General features: G+C 70.4%; 21 protein-coding genes. 17 read left to right on the top strand and 4 right to left on the bottom strand.

All coding sequences use genetic code 11. From position 1 onward, the window contains the following. Positions 1-20 precede the first annotated feature (20 nt). The 9 genes from A5673_RS03420 (at position 21) to A5673_RS03460 (ending at position 5528) form a co-directional block, all read left to right on the top strand. Positions 21-332, top strand: a complete 312-nt coding sequence (locus A5673_RS03420; protein ID WP_156747814.1) for a WXG100 family type VII secretion target — start codon at positions 21-23, stop codon at positions 330-332. A gap of 14 nt (positions 333-346) precedes the next feature. Continuing rightward, complete coding sequence (locus A5673_RS03425; RefSeq protein ID WP_068227118.1) at positions 347-643, top strand: WXG100 family type VII secretion target; 297 nt, start codon at positions 347-349, stop codon at positions 641-643. 84 nt (positions 644-727) lie between these two features. After that, on the top strand, positions 728-934 hold the full coding sequence (locus A5673_RS03430; protein WP_068227120.1) for a CopG family transcriptional regulator: 207 nt from the start codon (positions 728-730) through the stop codon (positions 932-934). Further along, a complete protein-coding gene (locus A5673_RS03435; protein WP_068227122.1) occupies positions 931-1314 on the top strand; it encodes a type II toxin-antitoxin system death-on-curing family toxin in 384 nt (127 codons plus the stop codon). Before A5673_RS03430 ends, A5673_RS03435 begins: the two co-directional genes overlap by 4 nt. Positions 1315-1488: 174 nt before the next feature. Further along, positions 1489-1932, top strand: coding sequence for a 50S ribosomal protein L13 (rplM, locus tag A5673_RS03440; protein WP_068227125.1), 444 nt, complete (start codon positions 1489-1491; stop codon positions 1930-1932). A 41-nt stretch (positions 1933-1973) separates the two neighbouring features. Further along, on the top strand, positions 1974-2435 hold the full coding sequence (rpsI, locus tag A5673_RS03445) for a 30S ribosomal protein S9 (protein ID WP_082958523.1): 462 nt from the start codon (positions 1974-1976) through the stop codon (positions 2433-2435). A 137-nt stretch (positions 2436-2572) separates the two neighbouring features. Beyond that, complete coding sequence (gene glmM, locus A5673_RS03450) at positions 2573-3910, top strand: phosphoglucosamine mutase (protein WP_068227127.1); 1338 nt, start codon at positions 2573-2575, stop codon at positions 3908-3910. A gap of 47 nt (positions 3911-3957) precedes the next feature. After that, positions 3958-4245: a hypothetical protein gene (locus tag A5673_RS03455; RefSeq protein ID WP_068227129.1), complete on the top strand. Its 288-nt coding sequence runs from the start codon at positions 3958-3960 to the stop codon at positions 4243-4245. Positions 4246-4247: 2 nt separating this feature from the next. Continuing rightward, on the top strand, positions 4248-5528 hold the full coding sequence (locus A5673_RS03460) for a hypothetical protein (RefSeq protein WP_068227172.1): 1281 nt from the start codon (positions 4248-4250) through the stop codon (positions 5526-5528). Positions 5529-5532: 4 nt separating this feature from the next. Here the strand turns inward: A5673_RS03460 and A5673_RS03465 are convergent, their stop codons facing one another. The 4 genes from A5673_RS03465 to A5673_RS03480 form a co-directional block, all read right to left on the bottom strand. Continuing rightward, positions 5533-6576, bottom strand: a complete 1044-nt coding sequence (locus tag A5673_RS03465) for an LLM class F420-dependent oxidoreductase (RefSeq protein ID WP_068227131.1) — start codon at positions 6574-6576, stop codon at positions 5533-5535. A 61-nt stretch (positions 6577-6637) separates the two neighbouring features. Continuing rightward, a complete protein-coding gene (locus tag A5673_RS03470; RefSeq protein WP_068227133.1) occupies positions 6638-6988 on the bottom strand; it encodes a nuclear transport factor 2 family protein in 351 nt (116 codons plus the stop codon). 32 nt (positions 6989-7020) lie between these two features. After that, positions 7021-7860, bottom strand: a complete 840-nt coding sequence (locus A5673_RS03475) for a dienelactone hydrolase family protein (protein WP_068227135.1) — start codon at positions 7858-7860, stop codon at positions 7021-7023. A 25-nt stretch (positions 7861-7885) separates the two neighbouring features. Beyond that, a complete protein-coding gene (locus A5673_RS03480; protein WP_068227138.1) occupies positions 7886-8089 on the bottom strand; it encodes an Rv1535 family protein in 204 nt (67 codons plus the stop codon). 521 nt (positions 8090-8610) lie between these two features. Here A5673_RS03480 and glmS point away from each other — a divergent pair. From glmS to A5673_RS03520, 8 genes are all read left to right on the top strand, one after another. Further along, complete coding sequence (gene glmS / locus A5673_RS03485) at positions 8611-10476, top strand: glutamine--fructose-6-phosphate transaminase (isomerizing) (protein WP_068227139.1); 1866 nt, start codon at positions 8611-8613, stop codon at positions 10474-10476. Positions 10477-10526: 50 nt separating this feature from the next. Then, positions 10527-11426, top strand: a complete 900-nt coding sequence (locus tag A5673_RS03490; RefSeq protein ID WP_231970846.1) for a DUF4436 domain-containing protein — start codon at positions 10527-10529, stop codon at positions 11424-11426. 28 nt (positions 11427-11454) lie between these two features. Further along, a complete protein-coding gene (locus A5673_RS03495) occupies positions 11455-12162 on the top strand; it encodes a rhomboid-like protein (RefSeq protein WP_156747816.1) in 708 nt (235 codons plus the stop codon). Between the two features lie 2 nt (positions 12163-12164). After that, positions 12165-14015 carry a S9 family peptidase gene (locus tag A5673_RS03500; RefSeq protein WP_068227141.1) on the top strand — a complete coding sequence of 617 codons (1851 nt, stop codon included), beginning with the start codon at positions 12165-12167 and terminating at the stop codon, positions 14013-14015. Between the two features lie 20 nt (positions 14016-14035). Beyond that, on the top strand, positions 14036-15457 hold the full coding sequence (locus tag A5673_RS03505) for a bifunctional ADP-dependent NAD(P)H-hydrate dehydratase/NAD(P)H-hydrate epimerase (protein WP_068227178.1): 1422 nt from the start codon (positions 14036-14038) through the stop codon (positions 15455-15457). A 35-nt stretch (positions 15458-15492) separates the two neighbouring features. After that, a complete protein-coding gene (locus A5673_RS03510) occupies positions 15493-16857 on the top strand; it encodes a glutamate decarboxylase (protein ID WP_156747819.1) in 1365 nt (454 codons plus the stop codon). Between the two features lie 73 nt (positions 16858-16930). After that, positions 16931-17563, top strand: a complete 633-nt coding sequence (locus tag A5673_RS03515; protein WP_068227146.1) for a metalloregulator ArsR/SmtB family transcription factor — start codon at positions 16931-16933, stop codon at positions 17561-17563. Continuing rightward, complete coding sequence (locus A5673_RS03520) at positions 17556-17960, top strand: group III truncated hemoglobin (RefSeq protein WP_068227148.1); 405 nt, start codon at positions 17556-17558, stop codon at positions 17958-17960. Before A5673_RS03515 ends, A5673_RS03520 begins: the two co-directional genes overlap by 8 nt. Positions 17961-17997: the final 37 nt, after the last annotated feature.

Consider the following 17997-nt stretch of genomic DNA (forward strand, 5'->3'; position numbering starts at 1 on the left):
CCCTCGCGGTCGAATCTGATATGGCGAACACACTGAGCACCGACTTCGCCCTCATGCGCTCGGTCGCGGCCACGACGGACGCGCGCAACGACGAGATCCGGGCGATGCTGCAGGCGTTCATCGGCCGCATGAACACCGTGCCGCGCTCGGTGTGGGGTGGGATCGCCGTCGCGCGGTTCAAAGACGTGGTGGATCGCTGGAATGCCGAGTCGACGCGGCTCTACCACGTCCTGCACACGATCGCCGAGACAATCCGGCACAACGAGGCCGCGCTGCTGGAGGCCGGCGAGAACCACGCCCGGCGCATCGCGGCTGCCGGCGGAAACCTGTGAGGGAGAAATCGACCGTGGATCAGGTCCTGTCCTACAACTTCGGCGAAATCGAATACTCGATCCGCCAGGAAATCCACGCGACGGCTGCCCGTTTCAACGCGGCGCTCGACGAGCTGAGCTCGCAGATCGCCCCGCTGCGGGAGCTGTGGACCCGCGAGGCCGCGGCCGCCTACCAGGTCGAGCAGCTGAAGTGGCACCAGGCGGCCACCGCGCTGAACGAGATACTCGTCGACCTCGGAAATGCGGTCCGCGACGGCGCGGAGGAGATGGCGAACGCCGACCGCCGGGCCGCCGGCGTCTGGGCACGGTAGCTCTGCTGGCCCCTGTGTGGTCCCGGCGGTGGAGAGCCGCCGGGACCACACAGTCAGTTGGTATCAAACCGGTATCATCAGCGCATGGGAATGACGCTGCGCACCAGCGCCCAGCAGACCGAGGCGCTGCGCCGCCAGGCCGCCGCGGAGGGGCGGTCGATGCAGGCCGTCGTGCTCTCGGCCATCGACGAGTACATCGCCCGGCGCGCGCATGAGACCAAAGTCGCCGGGGCGCTGCGCCGCGTGCTGCGCGAGGAGGCCGAGGTCCTGGAGCGCCTCAAGGACGCGTGACCGAGTACCTGGGTCTCGAAGACCTGATGGAGGTCGCCCGGGCGGGCGTCGGCCGGGACGTCGTCGTCGCCGACTACGGCCTGCTGGAATCAGCGCTGGCGCGTCCCCGCGCCTCGGTGTTCGGGGCGGACGCCTACCCCGACCTGCACCTGAAGGCCGCGGCCCTGCTGCACTCCCTATTGCGCAACCACGCGCTGGTCGACGGGAACAAACGCCTCGCCTGGACGGCCTGCCGCACCTTCCTGGCCATCAACGGACAGTGGATCAGCGCGCCGGAGGACGACCGCTTCGACTTCGTGGTCCGGGCGGCCGCCGGCACGGTGCGCGAGCTCGGCGAGATCGCGACGCAACTGCGCGCCTGGTCCTACCAGGAGGGCTGAGCGTCGGATCCCATTTTGACCTGCGGGGACGCGCCTCTGTAAGCTGCTCGGTTGGCGTGCGGTACGCCGGGGCCTCGGGTCAATGTCGGTCGCCGAGATCAACCCCCACCGCGAACGCCTGACCGGCACCCGGCTCGACCCGGGATCCACCTCGAGAAGAAGAAGGTAAGCGCTGTGCCCACCTACGCGCCAAAGGCGGGTGACACCACGCGGTCGTGGTACGTCATCGACGCCACGGACGTGGTGCTTGGCCGCCTTGCCGTCGCGGCGGCCAACCTGCTGCGCGGCAAGCACAAGCCGACGTTCGCGCCCAATGTCGACGGCGGTGACTTCGTCATCGTCATCAACGCCGAGAAGGTCGCCCTGTCCGGCGACAAACTGAAGCAGAAGCTGGCCTACCGCCACTCGGGGTATCCCGGCGGTCTGCACAAGCGCACGACCGGCGAGCTGCTGGAAAAGCACCCGACCCGCGTCGTGGAGAAGGCCATCGTCGGCATGCTGCCCAAGAACAAGCTCAGCCGTCAGATCCAGCGCAAGCTTCGCGTCTACGCCGGCCCGGAGCATCCCCACACCGCCCAGCAGCCGGTTCCGTACGAGATCAAGCAGGTGGCCCAGTGACCGAAACAACCGAGGCATTAGAGACCCCGGCGACCCCGGAGGTGACCGAGACCCCCGAGGCCCCTGAAACCCCGGCCGAGGCTCCGGCCGCCCGCCCCGCCGAGTCGTTCGTGTTCGAGCGGCCCATCCAGACCGTCGGCCGCCGCAAGGAGGCCGTGGTGCGGGTCCGCATCGTGCCCGGCACCGGCAAGTTCGACCTGAACGGCCGCAGCCTGGAGGACTACTTCCCCAACAAGGTGCACCAGCAGCTGATCAAGGCGCCGCTGGTGACCGTCGACCGGGTGGAAAGCTTCGACGTCTTCGCCCTGCTGCACGGCGGGGGCCCGTCGGGTCAGGCCGGCGCGCTGCGCCTGGGCATCGCCCGGGCGCTGATCCTGGCCTCGCCGGAGGACCGGCCGGCCCTGAAGAAGGCCGGCTTCCTCACGCGTGACCCGCGCGCCACCGAGCGCAAGAAGTACGGGCTGAAGAAGGCGCGCAAGGCGCCTCAGTACAGCAAGCGCTGATCAGCGTCTCTTTCTGGCCGCAACTTGGCAACTTTTGACAAGTCAGCGGCGTGTCTGCGCACCCGCACGCATGGTTTCGGTCAGAAAGGAACGGGCACGTTAGGTGAACGACCGGCAACTGTGAGAGGTTTTAGCGCATGGGTCGACTATTCGGCACCGACGGTGTCCGCGGGGTCGCCAATCGCGAGTTGACCGCCGAGCTGGCGCTGGCCCTGGGCGCCGCGGCGGCCCGGCACCTGGCGAGTTCCGAGCGGCCGGGCCGGCGGGTCGCCGTCATCGGTCGCGACCCCCGGGCGAGCGGCGAGATGCTGGAGGCCGCCGTGATCGCCGGGCTGACCAGCCAGGGCGTCGACGCGCTGCGGGTCGGTGTGCTGCCCACGCCTGCGGTGGCGTACCTGACCGGTGCGTATGACGCCGACTTCGGGGTGATGATCTCGGCGTCGCACAACCCGATGCCCGACAACGGCATCAAGATCTTCGGCCCCGGCGGCCGCAAGCTCGACGACGACACCGAGGACCGGATCGAGGAATTGGTCGCGGCCGGGCCGGGGTTGCGCCCGGTCGGCGCCGGCATCGGCCGCCGCATCGACGCCGAGGACGCCGCCGACCGCTACCTGCGCCACCTGTCCAAGGCCTGCACGCTGCGGCTGGACGGCCTGACGGTGGTGGTCGACTGCGCCCACGGCGCGGCGTCGTCGGTGGCCCCGCGCGCGTACCGCGCCGCCGGCGCCCGGGTGATCGCGATCAACGCCGAGCCCAACGGGCTCAACATCAACGACGGCTGCGGCTCCACCCACCTGGACTCGCTCAAGGCGGCGGTCCTCGAGCACCGGGCCGACCTGGGCCTGGCGCACGACGGCGACGCCGACCGCTGCCTGGCCGTCGACGCCAACGGTGACCTCGTCGACGGCGACCACATCATGGTCGTGCTCGCGCTGGCGATGCGGGACGCCGGCGAGCTGGCCTCCGACACGCTGGTGACCACCGTGATGAGCAACCTCGGGCTGCACCTGGCGATGCGCTCGGCCGGCATCGCGGTGCGCACCACCGGCGTCGGCGACCGCTACGTCCTCGAGGAGCTGCGCGCCGGCGACTACAGCCTCGGCGGGGAGCAGTCCGGCCACATCGTGATGCCCGCGGTCGGCTCCACCGGCGACGGCATCGTCACCGGGCTGCGGCTGATGACGCGCATGGTGCAGACCGGCTCGTCGCTGGCCCACCTCGCCTCGGTGATGCGGTCGCTACCGCAGGTGCTGATCAACGTGAAGGTCGCCGACAAGGCCACCGCCGCCGCGGCGCCGTCGGTGCAGACCGCCGTCGAAAACGCGGAGGCCGAACTGGGCGACACCGGGCGAATCCTGTTGCGCCCCTCGGGAACAGAGCCGATGATCCGGGTCATGGTGGAGGCGCCCGAGGAGGGCACGGCGCAGCGGGTCGCGACCGCGGTCGCGGAAGCGGTGAGCGCGGCGCGCTGATCCGCCCGTGCGGGAACCCGGGCGCCCAGGCGGGCGTCGGACTAGGCATGAGACTCGATAGCTCGGGGGTAGACAGGGTCGCCGACCAGCTGGGTGCGGCCGCCGAACTTCTTGACCGCGCCGTGGCAGATCACTTGGCGCGGTTGGCCTTTGGCGGCGCCAGCGCGGGCCGGGCGCACACCGCTCGCGGCGACGCCCTGCGCGTCCAACTGGATCGATTGACGGCGGAGGTGACGCAGTGGTCGCGGGCGACGGTCGAGACCGCCGCCGCGCTGCGCGCCGGCCTCGACCGCTATGCCGACGCCGAACTGTACGCCGCGGCGCGGATCGCGTGACCGTGGCCGAACGGCTGGACGTCGCCGAGCGTCTCGCCGAGGGCCGGCCCGCCGTCGAACACACCCAGGCCTACGTGCGGGCCTGCCACGCGCTCGGCTACCAATACCCCGAAATGACGTCGCATCCCTTGCGGATTCGCGAGTGGTACGACAGCGAAGAAGGCCTCGACCTTCGCGCGCTCGATCGCGACTGCACCGAACTGCGGGCGGCGGGCGCGGCGGTGATGGAGGCGCTGCGGCTGCAGCGCGCGCAGCTCGCCGACCTGGCCGCGGCATGGGCGGGCCCGGGCGGGGACGCCGCGGTTCGGTTTCTGGAGCGTCATTGCGACGCCGCGAGCGCGGTGGCCATGGAAGTCCGCGCGGCGGCCCAGCGGTGCGAGTCGTTGCGCGACAACCTGTGGTACCTGCTCGACTCGAAGGTCGCCGCCGCCATCGCCATCGACGACGGCGCCCGGGCGCAGCAACCGGCGTGGTTGGCGGCGGCCGCGACGGTCACCACCGGGGTGGGGGATAGGGCCGGCGCCGAAAACGTGGTCCGCGAGCAGATACAGCCCTACGTGGACAACGAGATTCGCGGCGACTGGCTGACGACGATGCGTTCGACGGTCGAAGGGGTGGACACGTCCTACGACATGGTCATCGACAGGATGGCCGCCGCGCCGCCGGCGCGCTTCGAGGCGCCCGGCGATCTCGGGCCCGGCTACCAGCCGCACCCGGCAAGGCCGTCCGCGCTGCCCGCGATGGTCGCGCCCGCCGCGTTCCCCGGGCGGCCGGCGGATCCGGCTCCGGCGCCACCCGCGGCGACGCCGGCGCCGAGTGCGCCGATCGCCGCGCCGCCCCTACCGGACCTGGGTGCCGCCCCGGCCACGTCCGCGGGCGACGTGGGCGGCGGCCCGGGCGGTCTGGGTGGGCTGGCCAACCGGATCGTCGAGGCGATGGGCTCCCTGCTGGGTTCGGCAGCAGACCCCGACGGCGCCGCCGACGCCTTCGGCGACGAGGATCCGTTCCAGCCCGACGATGTCGACGACACCAAGGACAAGCCCGAGGCGCCGGACGAGGTCAAGGAGGCCGACAAGGCCCCGGACACCGCGGTGGCCAAGCCCGCCGGGGAGGCGGTCCCGGTCGGCGCGCCGGCCGCCCCGGCCGAGCCGCCGGCGGCAGTGGCCGAGCCGCCCGCGCCCGTTGCCGAGCCGCCGGCCGCTGCCGCGCCGCCGGCCCCGGCAACCGAGGCAGCAACGCCGTGCGAGATCGCCGCGGACCAGCTTCCGCAGGCGGGGCGATGAGCGCTCAGGCGGGCCGCAGCGCGAGCACGTCCTCGACGAAGCGCACGCCTTCGCGCGCGTCGGCGGCCAGCGGGCTCACCAACAGCGTCGTCACGCCGGCCTCGGCGAAGGCGGCCAGGCGTTCGGCGACATACCCGCGCGGGCCGACGAGCGACATCCCGCGCACCAGCTCGTCGGGCACCAGGGCGATCGCCTCGCCCTTGCGGCCGGACAGGTAGAGCTCCTGGATGCGGTCGGCGACCTCGCCGAAGCCGTAGCGGGTGGCCAGGTTGTGGTAGAAGTTGCGGCCCTTGGCGCCCATGCCGCCCAGGTAGAGGGCCAGCTGCGGCTTGACCCAGGCCAGTCGCTCCTCGACCTTGTCGCCGATGGCCAGCGACGCGTGCACCATGACGTCGAGCGGCCCCAGCGCCGGGTCGCGTTTGGCGAACCCGGCGGCCAGCGCCTCGCCCCACACCAGGTGCGCCTTGTCCGGCAGGTAGAAGACGGGCTGCCAGCCCTCGGCGATCTCGGCGGTGAGCTCGACGTTCTTCGGGCCCAGCGCGGCGATGGAGATCGGAATGCGTTCGCGCACAGGGTGATTGATGAGCTGCAGGGCCTTGCCCAGGCCGGTGCCGCGGTCGGCGGGCAGCGGGATCTGGTAGTGCTTGCCGGCGTATTGCACTCGCTCGCGGCGCCACACCTGCCGGCAGATCTCCACGATCTCGCGGGTCCGCCCCAGCGGGGCGTCGAACTCGACGCCGTGAAACCCCTCCATCACCTGGGGCCCGGAGGTGCCGATGCCGAGGCGGAACCGGCCGCCGGACACGAAATCCAGGCCCGCGGCCGTCATCGCCAGCAGCGACGGCGTGCGGATGTAGATGGGAAACACCCCCGAGGCCAGCTCGACGGTGTTGGTCTTGGCGGCCAGATACCCGAGCTGGCTGACGGCGTCGAAGGAATAGGCCTCGGCCACCACGGCGACGTCGATGCCGGCCTTTTCGAGTTCGACGATGCGGTCGACGCCTTCGTGAAACCCGCCCGAGTAGTCCAGGGCGATCCCGATTCGCATCCACGACAGATACCACGACGGCGGCCCGTGCGCCGCGGTCGGCCGCGTTACTACCCGGGCGTCAGCCCGTCGAGGTCCCCGTCCAGTACTCGGCGAACCGTCGACCGTCGCCGCTGAGCCGCAGGATGTCGTTGCCCGTGAACGCCACCGGGCCGTCCGGACCGCGGCCGTGCCCCACCCAGCGTCCCGCCACCAGGTCCCCCTCCGAGAAGGGGCCGAGCTGAACGGCGAAACTCAGATCGGCCAGCATGTCGTGGGTCTCGCGAACGATCCGCTGAACTTCGTCCGGGCCACGGACGTCTCGGTCGGGCCAATGGCCGACGAAGTCCGCGGTGAGGATCTCGGCCGCGATCGGGCGCCCGGCCCAGAGCTCGGTGATCCACCGGTCATACAGTTCCCGCACAGTCGCCATGGCGAGCGACTACCCAACTCGCGGGACCGCTACTACTTCAGCAGCGCGACAACCTTCTCCTCGAGGGCGATCGGCTCGGCCTCGGGATCCACCGGATCGGTCCGGGGCAGCTTGGCGTCCGGATCGGCGAAGTCGCGGTAGGTCTTGTCCCCGCCCAGCGCATAGAGCAGGTAGCCGGTCAGCAGCGCCCGAACCGAGCGCTGCGTCCGCCGGTCGGGGCCGGCCAGCCCGAACACCTTGGCCAGCCGGCGGCCCTCGACCAGGCCGCCGGGTTCGGCCTTGTGCACGATGCGCAGCGTCGCGGCCTCCCACGCCGCGTCCAGCGCCAGGGCGTTGGAGTTCAGCGATTTCGGATCCCCCGGCGCGGTCAGGATCAAGCCGGGCACCTTCAGCGTCGCGGCGGGCTGCTCGGCCGGAGGAGTGGTGACCGCCGGAAAGAGCGCCGCCACGGCCGCGGGCTTGTCGGGCATGCCGGCCGCCGCGAACACCGCGGCCGAGGCTCCGAAACCGTGGCCCACGACGCCGAGCTTGGCGGGATGCACGCTGATGTTGCCGGGCCCCAGCCGCACCCCGGCGACGATGTCGAGGGCGGTGCCCAGGTCGAAGGCCAGGTTCAGCACCGACGGCGCCAGGCCGCGTTGGGTGTCAGGCGCCCCGGCCACGATGCCCCACGACGCCAGGTGCTCGAGCAGGCCCGCGTAGCGGTCGGTGCCGGCGAGCCAGTCGTGGCCGAACGCCACGCCCGGCAGATTGAGCCCCGACTCGGGCGTGTACACCACGCCCGGCAAACCGGCGAACGCCAGGTCACCGCGCAAAACCCGGTGCGGGCCACGGCGGCTGAGGGCGGCGACGAGCTTCCGGGTGCGGGCCACCCGTCGACGTTAGCGCATCGCGCCGCTAGGCCGTGACCTCGATGACACCCACCCGCCACAGCGCCGCGTACAGGTGGCGCAGCGGGATGCTCAGCAAACGAGAGGCCGCGTCGACCATCGGGTCGCCCCCGACGGCCGCCGGGCGGGGGGTCCGCTTCGGGGCGGGCGCTACGGTCGGCCGCGGCGCGGTCGCGACGGTCACCACTTCGTCGAACAGAACAGCGGTCATGATTCCCTCCTGAAAGATCTTTACGGGCCGTTTATCGGCACCGGATTTCTGTTATTAACATTTGCTAGCTGATGATTTGCGAGATATTTACGACTAGTTGAACGACTGGCGTCGGCCGGTATTACCGGACGGATTTTCGGCGGTGCCTCGTCGCGCTAAACGCTTGGTTTACAGGCATCTTCGCCGGTAGAGGCCGAGCGTCACCCCCGTTGTTCTTTCCGCTGGCCGCGGGATGTCGCCAGCTGTTACCCGACATTTCGAAGTGTAAGTCGGACGGTTGCTGAGTGACCGAAGCCAATGGGAACGACACGAATACATCCGGTGAAATGAACGCCGATCGTTCGTGAAGGCGGTATGAATGCATCGCCGCGGTCCCTCCCGTGCCTGGTGTCGATGGCTATAGCCTCCGACCCGCGCCTGGAGGGATTCTCAACGATTTCTTGGCGCGCCCGGAGTGCGGTATCCGCAGGTCGGGGCCGTGCCGGCGGGCCCGGCGCGATGCCTGCACTACCCTGTTCAGGATGTGCGGGATTGTCGGCTACGTCGGGCACCGCCCGGCCTGCGAGGTCGTCATGGACGCGCTGCGCCGGATGGAGTACCGCGGCTACGACTCATCGGGAGTCGCACTGGTCGACGGCCAGGGCAAACTCACCGTGCGGCGGCGCGCCGGTCGGCTGGCCAACCTGGAAGAGGCGATCGCCGAGATGGCGCCGGCGTCGAAGGCGGGCACCACCGGCCTGGGCCACACCCGCTGGGCCACCCACGGCCGCCCCACCGACCGCAACGCGCACCCGCATCGCGACGCCGCCGGCAGGATCGCCGTCGTCCACAACGGGATCATCGAGAACTTCCCGGCCCTGCGCCTGGAGCTGGAGGCGGCGGGCGTGGAGTTCGCCAGCGACACCGACACCGAGGTGGCGGTGCACCTGGTGGCGCAGGCCTACCGCCACGGCGAGAAGGCGGGTGACTTCGTCGGCTCGGTGCTGGCGGTGCTGCGCCGGCTCGAGGGCCACTTCACCCTGGTGTTCGCCAACGCCGACGAGCCGGGCACCATCGTGGCGGCCCGTCGCTCCACGCCGCTGGTGATCGGGGTCGGCGACGGCGAGATGTTCGTCGGCTCCGACGTGGCGGCGTTCATCGAACACACCCGCAACGCCGTGGAACTCGGCCAGGACCAGGCCGTCGTGATCAACGCGGACGGCTACCGCATCACCGACTTCCACGGCAACGTCGACGTCGAGTACCGCGAATTTCATATCGACTGGGACCTGGCCGCCGCCGAGAAGGGCGGCTACCCCTACTTCATGCTCAAGGAGATCGCCGAGCAACCCACCGCGGTGGCCGACACCCTGCTCGGGCACTTCGTCAACGGCCGGATCGTCCTGGACGAGCAGCGCCTGTCCGACCAGGAACTCCGCGAGATCGACAAGGTGTTCGTGGTGGCCTGCGGCACCGCCTACCACTCCGGGCTGCTCGCGAAGTACGCGATCGAGCACTGGACCCGGCTGCCGGTGGAGGTCGAGCTGGCCAGCGAGTTCCGCTACCGCGACCCGGTGCTGGACCGCAGCACCCTCGTCGTGGCCATCTCGCAGTCCGGGGAGACCGCCGACACCCTGGAAGCGGTCCGCCACGCCAAGGAGCAGAAGGCGAAGGTGCTGGCGATCTGCAACACCAACGGCTCGCAGATCCCGCGGGAGTGCGACGCGGTGCTCTACACGCGCGCCGGCCCGGAGATCGGGGTGGCCTCCACCAAGACCTTCCTGGCGCAGATCGCCGCCAACTATCTCGTCGGCCTGGCGCTGGCGCAGGCGCGCGGCACCAAGTACCCCGACGAGGTCGAGCGCGAGTACCGCGAGCTGGAGGCGATGCCCGACCTGGTGGCCCGGGTGCTCGGGATGATCGAGCCGGTGGCCGCGCTGGCGCACCGGTTCGCCCAGTCCTCGACCGTGCTGTTTTTGGGTCGCCACGTCGGCTACCCGGTGGCGCTGGAGGGCGCGCTGAAACTCAAGGAACTGGCCTACATGCACGCCGAGGGCTTCGCCGCCGGCGAGCTCAAGCACGGCCCGATCGCGCTGATCGAAGACGACCTGCCCGTCATCGTCGTGATGCCCTCGCCCAAGGGGCAGGCCATGCTGCACGCCAAGCTGCTGTCCAACATCCGCGAGATCCAGACGCGCGGGGCGGTGACCATCGTGATCGCCGAAGAGGGCGACGACACCGTGCGCCCCTACGCCGATCACCTGATCGAAATCCCCTCGGTGTCAACGCTTTTGCAACCGCTGCTGTCCACCATTCCGCTGCAGGTGTTCGCCGCGTCGGTCGCGCAGGCCCGCGGCTACGACGTCGACAAGCCGCGAAACCTGGCTAAGTCCGTCACCGTCGAATAGCCCGTACAATCTCCGGACGGTCAAGTCACGCGAGCGAACGGGGAGGCACGTTGTCGGCGGAAGGTTCGGCGAAGCGCGGCGGGCGCCCCGGAAGGGTGCTGATCATCGGCCTGGTGGTGCTCTTCGTGGCGACCTACGCCGTCACGGTCGGGCTCTATTCCAGGTCCGGGTGCGGCTGCCCCCGGCAAATCACCCAGGGCCAGCCGGCGACCGACGGGACCACCGTCACAATCGATCTGCAGGAGCTCCAGTCGGTCAAGGGCGGGCTGAACGGCAACGTCACCGTGTCGCCGGGGCCTGACCTCATCGACCCGCAGACCGGCGGCCTCACCGAGGATCTCACCGTCGCCGTCCACTCCGCGCTGACGCCCACCAAGCGCAGCTGGGCGAAGGGCACGGTGCCGGGCATGTCTCCCGTCCCGCTGACCATCACGGGCGACCCGTCGGATTGGCCCTTCGATCACTACCACTCCGGGCCGATCACGGTCGATCTGTTCCGCGGCGATTCCCCGGTGCCGCAACGGGCGTCGGTCACCTTCGTCGACCGCATTCCGGGTTGGCGGGTCGACATACCCGTCAGCGGCAGATCGGATATCGCCGCGCCCCTCGCCAAGCCCTACCGGGTGGAATTGCGCCGGTCTCCGAGCACGGCGGCCTTCGCCGCCGTCATCGTCGCCATGATGGTCGCGATCGCCGCGATCGGTCTGTCGGTCGCCGTGCTGACGGCGCTGGACCGGCGAAAATTTCAGCCGCCGATGACGACGTGGTATGCGGCGATGCTGTTCGCGATCATGCCGCTGCGCAACGCATTGCCCGACGCGCCGCCCATCGGGTCATGGGTCGACGTCACCGTCACGTTGTGGGTGATCGTCGCGCTCGTGAACGCGATGCTCCTCTACATCTTCTGCTGGTGGCGGCATCTGAAACCCGAGCCGGTAACCGTCGCGTAGCAACGCCGGGCATGCAACAGTTGAACTTGTGGCGAACGCATCGGTGGGCACGCGGCTGCGGCGCATCTGGCACGCGGTGTGGCGCTTCGTCATCACCGCGCCGCTGACCTACGCGTGGTTGATCGTCCTGACGATCACGACGATCATCCAGAACGAACTGCCCGGCCGCCAACTGCACTCGGTGCTGCTGCACCGTTCGACCAACATTCACGCGCTGGGAACCGATCCGCTCGACGTGCTGTTTTCCAGCCTGCTGTGGCTCGACGGCAAGAACCTGGAGCCCTACCTGCTGCTGTTCACCCTGTTTCTCGCGCCGGCCGAGCACTGGCTCGGCCAATTGCGTTGGCTCACGGTGGGATTGACCTCTCACATTCTCGCGACCTACATCAGCGAGGGCATCCTGTATTACGCGATCGAGGAGCATGAGGCGTCCGAGCGCCTGGTGCACGCCCGCGACATCGGGGTCAGCTATTTCCTGGTCGGCGTGATGGCCGTGCTGACCTATCACATCGCGCGGCCGTGGCGCTGGGGTTATCTCGGCGTGCTGTTAGTCATCTTCGGTTTCCCGCTGCTGACGATGAACCGGCACGAGCTGAATTTCACCGCGATCGGTCACTTCGCCGCGATCCTCATCGGGCTCTGCTTCTACCCGATGGCGCGCGAGCGCAAGCGTCCGGCGTTGAACCCGGCGCACCTGCGAGCCGCTTTCCGGCGCGTCGGTTCGCGCGAGGGGTAGCGATGGGGGTCCGCGCGCTCTACGGCGCATCGCTGTCACCCGACGCGACCGCGTTCGCCCACCTCGTCGACGACGGCGGCTATCCCCATGCGGTGCAGCGCTTCCTGCACGGCCGCCAGTTCAGCGCGCCGCGCAACGTCGAACTGCCGGTGCGGGGCCCGGTCTCGCGGGTCATCCACTCCGCCGACGGTCACTGGCTGGCCTGCGAGGTCGCCCCCGAGGGCGGCACCCGCCGCCAGATCTGGGTCGTCACCACCGATCCCGAGGACCGGATGGCCTGGCGCGCCGACCGCGGACAGGACGGGACCGCCGAGCTGATCGGGTGGGACGGCACCCGGATCGCGGCCATCCTGACGGGCGAGGACGGGGTAGGGCAGTCGTGCCTGATCGATCCGGCCGACGGCGACTGCACCGTGCTGGACCGCCGCTCCGGCGCCCGGCTCGTCGACGCGTGGGCGGGCGCGTCCCTGATCCGGGTCGGGCCGCGCGGCTACCAGGAAATGGTCATGTTGCACGGGAACACCGAAATCGCGCTGTTGCCTTCGGATCCCGGGTCGGTGACGGCCCACGGCGCGATCCTCGACGATCACCATCCCCGCCGCCTGCGCTACGGCCCGACCGGCGAACTGACCAGGCTGTACAACCCCGGCGTGGGCGCCGACGGCTACTTCCGCGCGCTGCTCATCAGCGACAACGGCTGCGAACACGCCCGGCTGCTCGAGGTGATCGTGACGCTGGACGGCGTGAGCTACTTCGTGGTGGCCGAGCGCCCCGACTGCGATCTCGACGAGTTCGCCGTCAGCGCCGACATGTCCACCGTCGCACTGCTGTGGAACCTGAAGGGCCGCAGCGAGTTACAGATCCTCGATCACACCGACTACACGCTGGCCGATCCCATTCCGCTGCCGGGCGACGTCGCGGGCGAGTTGTCGCTGAGCGCCGGCGGATCGCTGGTGGCGATGACCGTGCAGGGTCCGGCGATGCCGCGCACCGTCGAGCTGGTCGACCCGCGCACCGGCGAATGGCAACTCGTGGATCGCGAACCCAGCCGCGGCCCGCTCGCCAGGGGCCGGTCCGCGCGGCCGACGCTGGAGACGGTCCCCGCGCGCGACGGGCTGAACCTGCAGTCGTGGCTGTACCGGGCGGCCGAAACCGGCCCCCGCGCAGGCGCTTTGGTGTATCTGCACGGCGGCCCGGAAGGGCAGGCCCGGCCCGATTACAGCGAAATCTTCCCGGAGTTGCTCAACGCCGGAATCAGCGTGCTGACGCCGAACGTGCGCGGCTCGGGCGGGCTGGGCCGCACCTTCGTGCACGCCGACAACAAGGAGAAGCGGTTCGCGGCCATCGATGACGTCGCCGACTGCGTGCGCTTCCTGGTGGACAACGCGGTGGCCGAACCGAGCCGAATCGCCTGCGCGGGCTGGTCCTACGGCGGCTACCTCACGATGGCGGCCATGACGTTCCACCCTGAGTTGTTCGCCGCGGGCATCACCATCTGCGGGATGAGCGACCTGACCACGTTCTACCGCCACACCGAGCCGTGGATCGCCGACGCCGCCTACCCGGAGTACGGGCACCCGGTCTACGACCGCGAACTGCTCGAGCGGCTGTCGCCGCTGCGCCGGGTGGACGCGCTGACCGCGCCGCTGCTCGTGGTGCACGGCGCGCGCGACACCAACGTCCCGGTCAGCGAATCCGAGCAGATCGTCGCGGCGCTGCGGCGGGCCGGTCGCGACGTGCGCTACCTGTTGTTCGCCGACGACGGCCACGAGATCGTCAAGCGCGAGAACCACGAGGCGCTGGCCGCGGCGATGACCGGCTGGCTGACCGAGGCGTTCGCCCGGCGCGGCTAGGGCATGGAATGCTTGCGGTGATGCGGCATTACTACAGTGTTGACGCCATCCGCGACGCCGAAGCTCCGCTGTTGGCCAGCCTGCCCGACGGCGCGCTGATGCGGCGCGCGGCGTTCGGGCTGGCGACGCAGATCCTCGCCGAGCTGACCGTCCGGGCGGGCGGGGTCGCCGGGCGGCAGGTGTGCGCGGTCGTCGGCTCGGGGGACAACGGCGGTGACGCGCTGTGGGCGGCGACCTTCGCGCGCCGCCGCGGCGCGGCCGCCGACGCGGTGCTGCTCAACCCCGAGCGAACCCACCGCAAGGCGCTGGCCGCGTTCCGCAAGGCCGGCGGCCGCGTCGTCGAAAGCGTCTCGCCGACAACCGATCTCGTCATCGACGGGGTGGTGGGCATCTCCGGTTCGGGTCCGCTGCGGCCGGCGGCGGCCGAGGTGTTCGCCGCGGTGGACAACGCGGGCATCCCCGTCGTCGCCGTCGACATCCCCAGCGGTATCGACGTGGCGACCGGGGCCATCACCGGCCCCGCGGTGCGCGCCGCGCTGACCGTCACCTTCGGCGGGCTCAAACCCGTGCACGCGCTGGCCGATTGCGGGCGCGTCGAATTGATCGACATCGGCCTGGACCTCCCGAAGACCGACGTGTTGGGTTTCGAGGCCGCCGACGTGCTCGCGCGCTGGCCGGTGCCCGGCCCGCACGACGACAAATACACCCAGGGCGTGACCGGGGTGATGGCCGGCTCGTCGACCTATCCCGGCGCGGCGGTGCTGTGCACCGGCGCCGCCGTCGCCGCCCATTCCGGCATGGTTCGCTACGCCGGCAGCGCGCACACGCAGGTCCTGGCGCAGTGGCCCGAGGTGATCGCGTCGCCCACCCCGGCGGCGGCCGGGCGGGTGCAGTCCTGGGTCGTCGGGCCCGGATTGGGCACCGACGAGGCCGGGGCCGCGGCGCTGTGGTTCGCGCTGGACACCGACCTGCCGGTGATCGTCGACGCCGACGCGCTGACCATCCTGGCGGCCCACCCCGAACTGGTCGTCAACCGCAGCGCGCCGACGGTGCTGACCCCGCATGCCGGTGAATTCGCGCGCTTGGCGGGCAACCCGCCGGGGGACGACCGCGTCGGCGCGTGCCGCAAGCTGGCCGACACGTTCGGCGCGACGGTACTGCTCAAGGGGAACGTGACGATCATCGCCGACCCCGGCGGCCCGGTGTACCTGAATCCCGCCGGCCAGTCCTGGGCAGCCACCGCCGGGTCCGGCGACGTGCTGTCCGGGATGATCGGCGCGCTGCTGGCGTCGGGGTTGCCGGCCGCCGAGGCCGCCGCGGCCGCGGCCTTCGTGCACGCGCGCGCGGCGGCGCTGTCCGCCGCCGACCCGGGCCCCGGTGAGGCGCCGACGTCGTCGTCGCGGATCGTCCCGCACATCCGGGCCGCCCTGGCCGCCCTGTAGCAACGGAAGGAACCCCAGTGCCACAACACCCGTCCATGCCCGCCCACTCGATCGCGCCCGCCTACACCGGTCGCCTGTTCACCGCGCCCGTACCGGCGCTGCGGCTGCCCGACGAGTCGATGGACCCGGACGCCGCGTACCGCTTCATCCACGACGAGCTGATGCTCGACGGCAGCTCGCGGCTCAACCTGGCCACGTTCGTGACGACGTGGATGGATCCCGAGGCCGGCAAGCTGATGGCCGAGACGTTCGACAAGAACATGATCGACAAGGACGAATACCCGGCCACCGCGGCGATCGAGCAGCGCTGCGTGTGCATGGTGGCCGACCTGTTTCACGCCGACGGGCTGAGCGACCAGGACCCGTCCAGCGCCTGCGGCGTTTCCACGATCGGTTCCAGCGAGGCGGTGATGCTGGGCGGCCTCGCGATGAAGTGGCGGTGGCGCGAAAAGGTCGGAAAGGGTTGGGAGAAGCGCGCTCCCAACCTGGTGATGGGCTCCAACGTCCAGGTGGTCTGGGAGAAGTTCTGCCGCTACTTCGACGTCGAACCGCGGTATCTGCCGATGGAGGAGGGTCGCTACGTCATCACCCCCGAGCAGGTCCTCGACGCCGTCGACGAGGACACCATCGGGGTGGTGGCGATCCTCGGCACCACCTACACCGGCGAGCTCGAACCGATCGCCGACATCTGCGCGGCGCTGGACAGGCTGGCCGCCGGCGGCGGCGTGGACGTTCCGGTGCACGTCGACGCCGCCAGCGGGGGATTCGTGGTGCCCTTCCTGCACCCCGAGCTGAAGTGGGATTTCCGGTTGCCGCGGGTGGTGTCGATCAACGTCAGCGGCCACAAGTACGGGCTGACCTACCCGGGCGTCGGGTTCGTCGTCTGGCGCAGCAAGGAGTATCTGCCCGAAGACCTGGTGTTCCACGTGAACTACCTGGGCGGCGACATGCCGACCTTCACACTGAACTTCTCCCGCCCCGGCAACCAGGTGGTCGGCCAGTACTACAACTTCCTGCGGCTGGGCCGCGAGGGCTACACGCAGGTGATGCAGACGCTGTCCTCGACCGCGCGCTGGCTGGGCGAGCAGCTGCGCGACGGCGAACATTGCGAGCTGATCTCCGACGGTTCGGCCATCCCGGTGGTCAGCTTCCGGCTGGCCAAGGACCGCGGCTACACCGAGTTCGACGTCTCGCACGAGTTGCGCGGCTACGGCTGGCAGGTGCCCGCCTACACCATGCCCGACAACGCCACCGACGTCTCGGTGCTGCGCATCGTGGTGCGCGAGGGACTCTCCGCCGACCTGGCCCGGGCGCTGCACGACGACGCCCGCAGCGCGCTGGCGTCGCTGGACAAGCTCAAGCCCGGCGGGCACTACGACGCCCAGCACTTTGCGCACTAAGGGGTATGGCGATGAACACACGTGCCTCTGAAACCTAATAAAAAGGAGTAATCTCCTCTAAAAGGAGGACTCCATGCGGGACGGCGAGCGCGGGACGCGCACTCGGGTGCTTCGGTTGGTGCGGGAACGCGGCGGTGCGGTCGACGCGTCCGAGCTCGCCGAGCGGATCGGGCTGCACGTCACCACGGTGCGTTTCCACCTGGACGCGTTGTGCGACGAGGGCGCCGTCGCCCGGACCCGCATCGCGCCCAGCGGCGTCGGTCGTCCCCGCACCGGGTACGTCGCGGTTGCCGACCGGCTGGACTATCAGAGCCTCGCCGAGATCCTGGCGCTCGAGCTGGGCGACACGACGCACACGCGGCGGCGCCGCGCCGAACGCGCGGGACGACGCTGGGCCGCGCGGATCGCCGCGCATTCACCGAGCGAGGCCCGCGAATCGATCGACCGACCGGAGGCCATGGTCGCCGACGTGTTCGACCGAATGGGGTTCGCCCCCGACGTCGACCGGACCGCGCGCGGACGGCAGCGGGCCATCCGCCTGCGCGCCTGCCCGGTGCGCGACCTGGCCAGGGCCCACCCCGAGGTCGGGTGTGCGCTGCACCTGGGCCTGCTGCGGGGTCTGCTGGCCGGTGCCGAGGTCGACGCGGAACTGGAGCCGTTCGTCGAGCCCGAACTGTGCGTCGCCAGGGTGATCGCCCATGACTGACTTGGCCTGCCGCGCCGACGTCGAGCAACTGCTGCGCCGCTTCTACGGGCGGGTGCTGACCGACGACGTGCTCCGCGAACCGTTCGCCGACGTGCGGGCCAGGGGTCTGGAAGCACACCTGCCGGTGATGTGCGATTTCTGGGAGACGGTGCTGTTTCGCGCCGGGCTGTACCGGGGCAGCGCGCTGAACGCACACCGGCGCGTCGGTGACCGGATACCGCTGGCCGGTCACCACTTCGTCCGCTGGCTCACCGCATGGAACGAGACCGTGGACGAGATGTATCGCGGGCCGGTGGCCGAGCATGCGAAGGTTCAGGCCTCCCGGATCGCCTGGGCCATGCACCGCCGGTTGACGGGCGGTGATGCGCCCCAGCTCGACGCCCTGTGTGTCCGTTGACACAGGTGCGGCTCGTGGATCGGCGCGCCCGAACGGT

It is taken from the genome of Mycobacterium sp. E3198, from assembly GCF_001667015.1.
Classification (GTDB): Bacteria; Actinomycetota; Actinomycetes; order Mycobacteriales; family Mycobacteriaceae; genus Mycobacterium.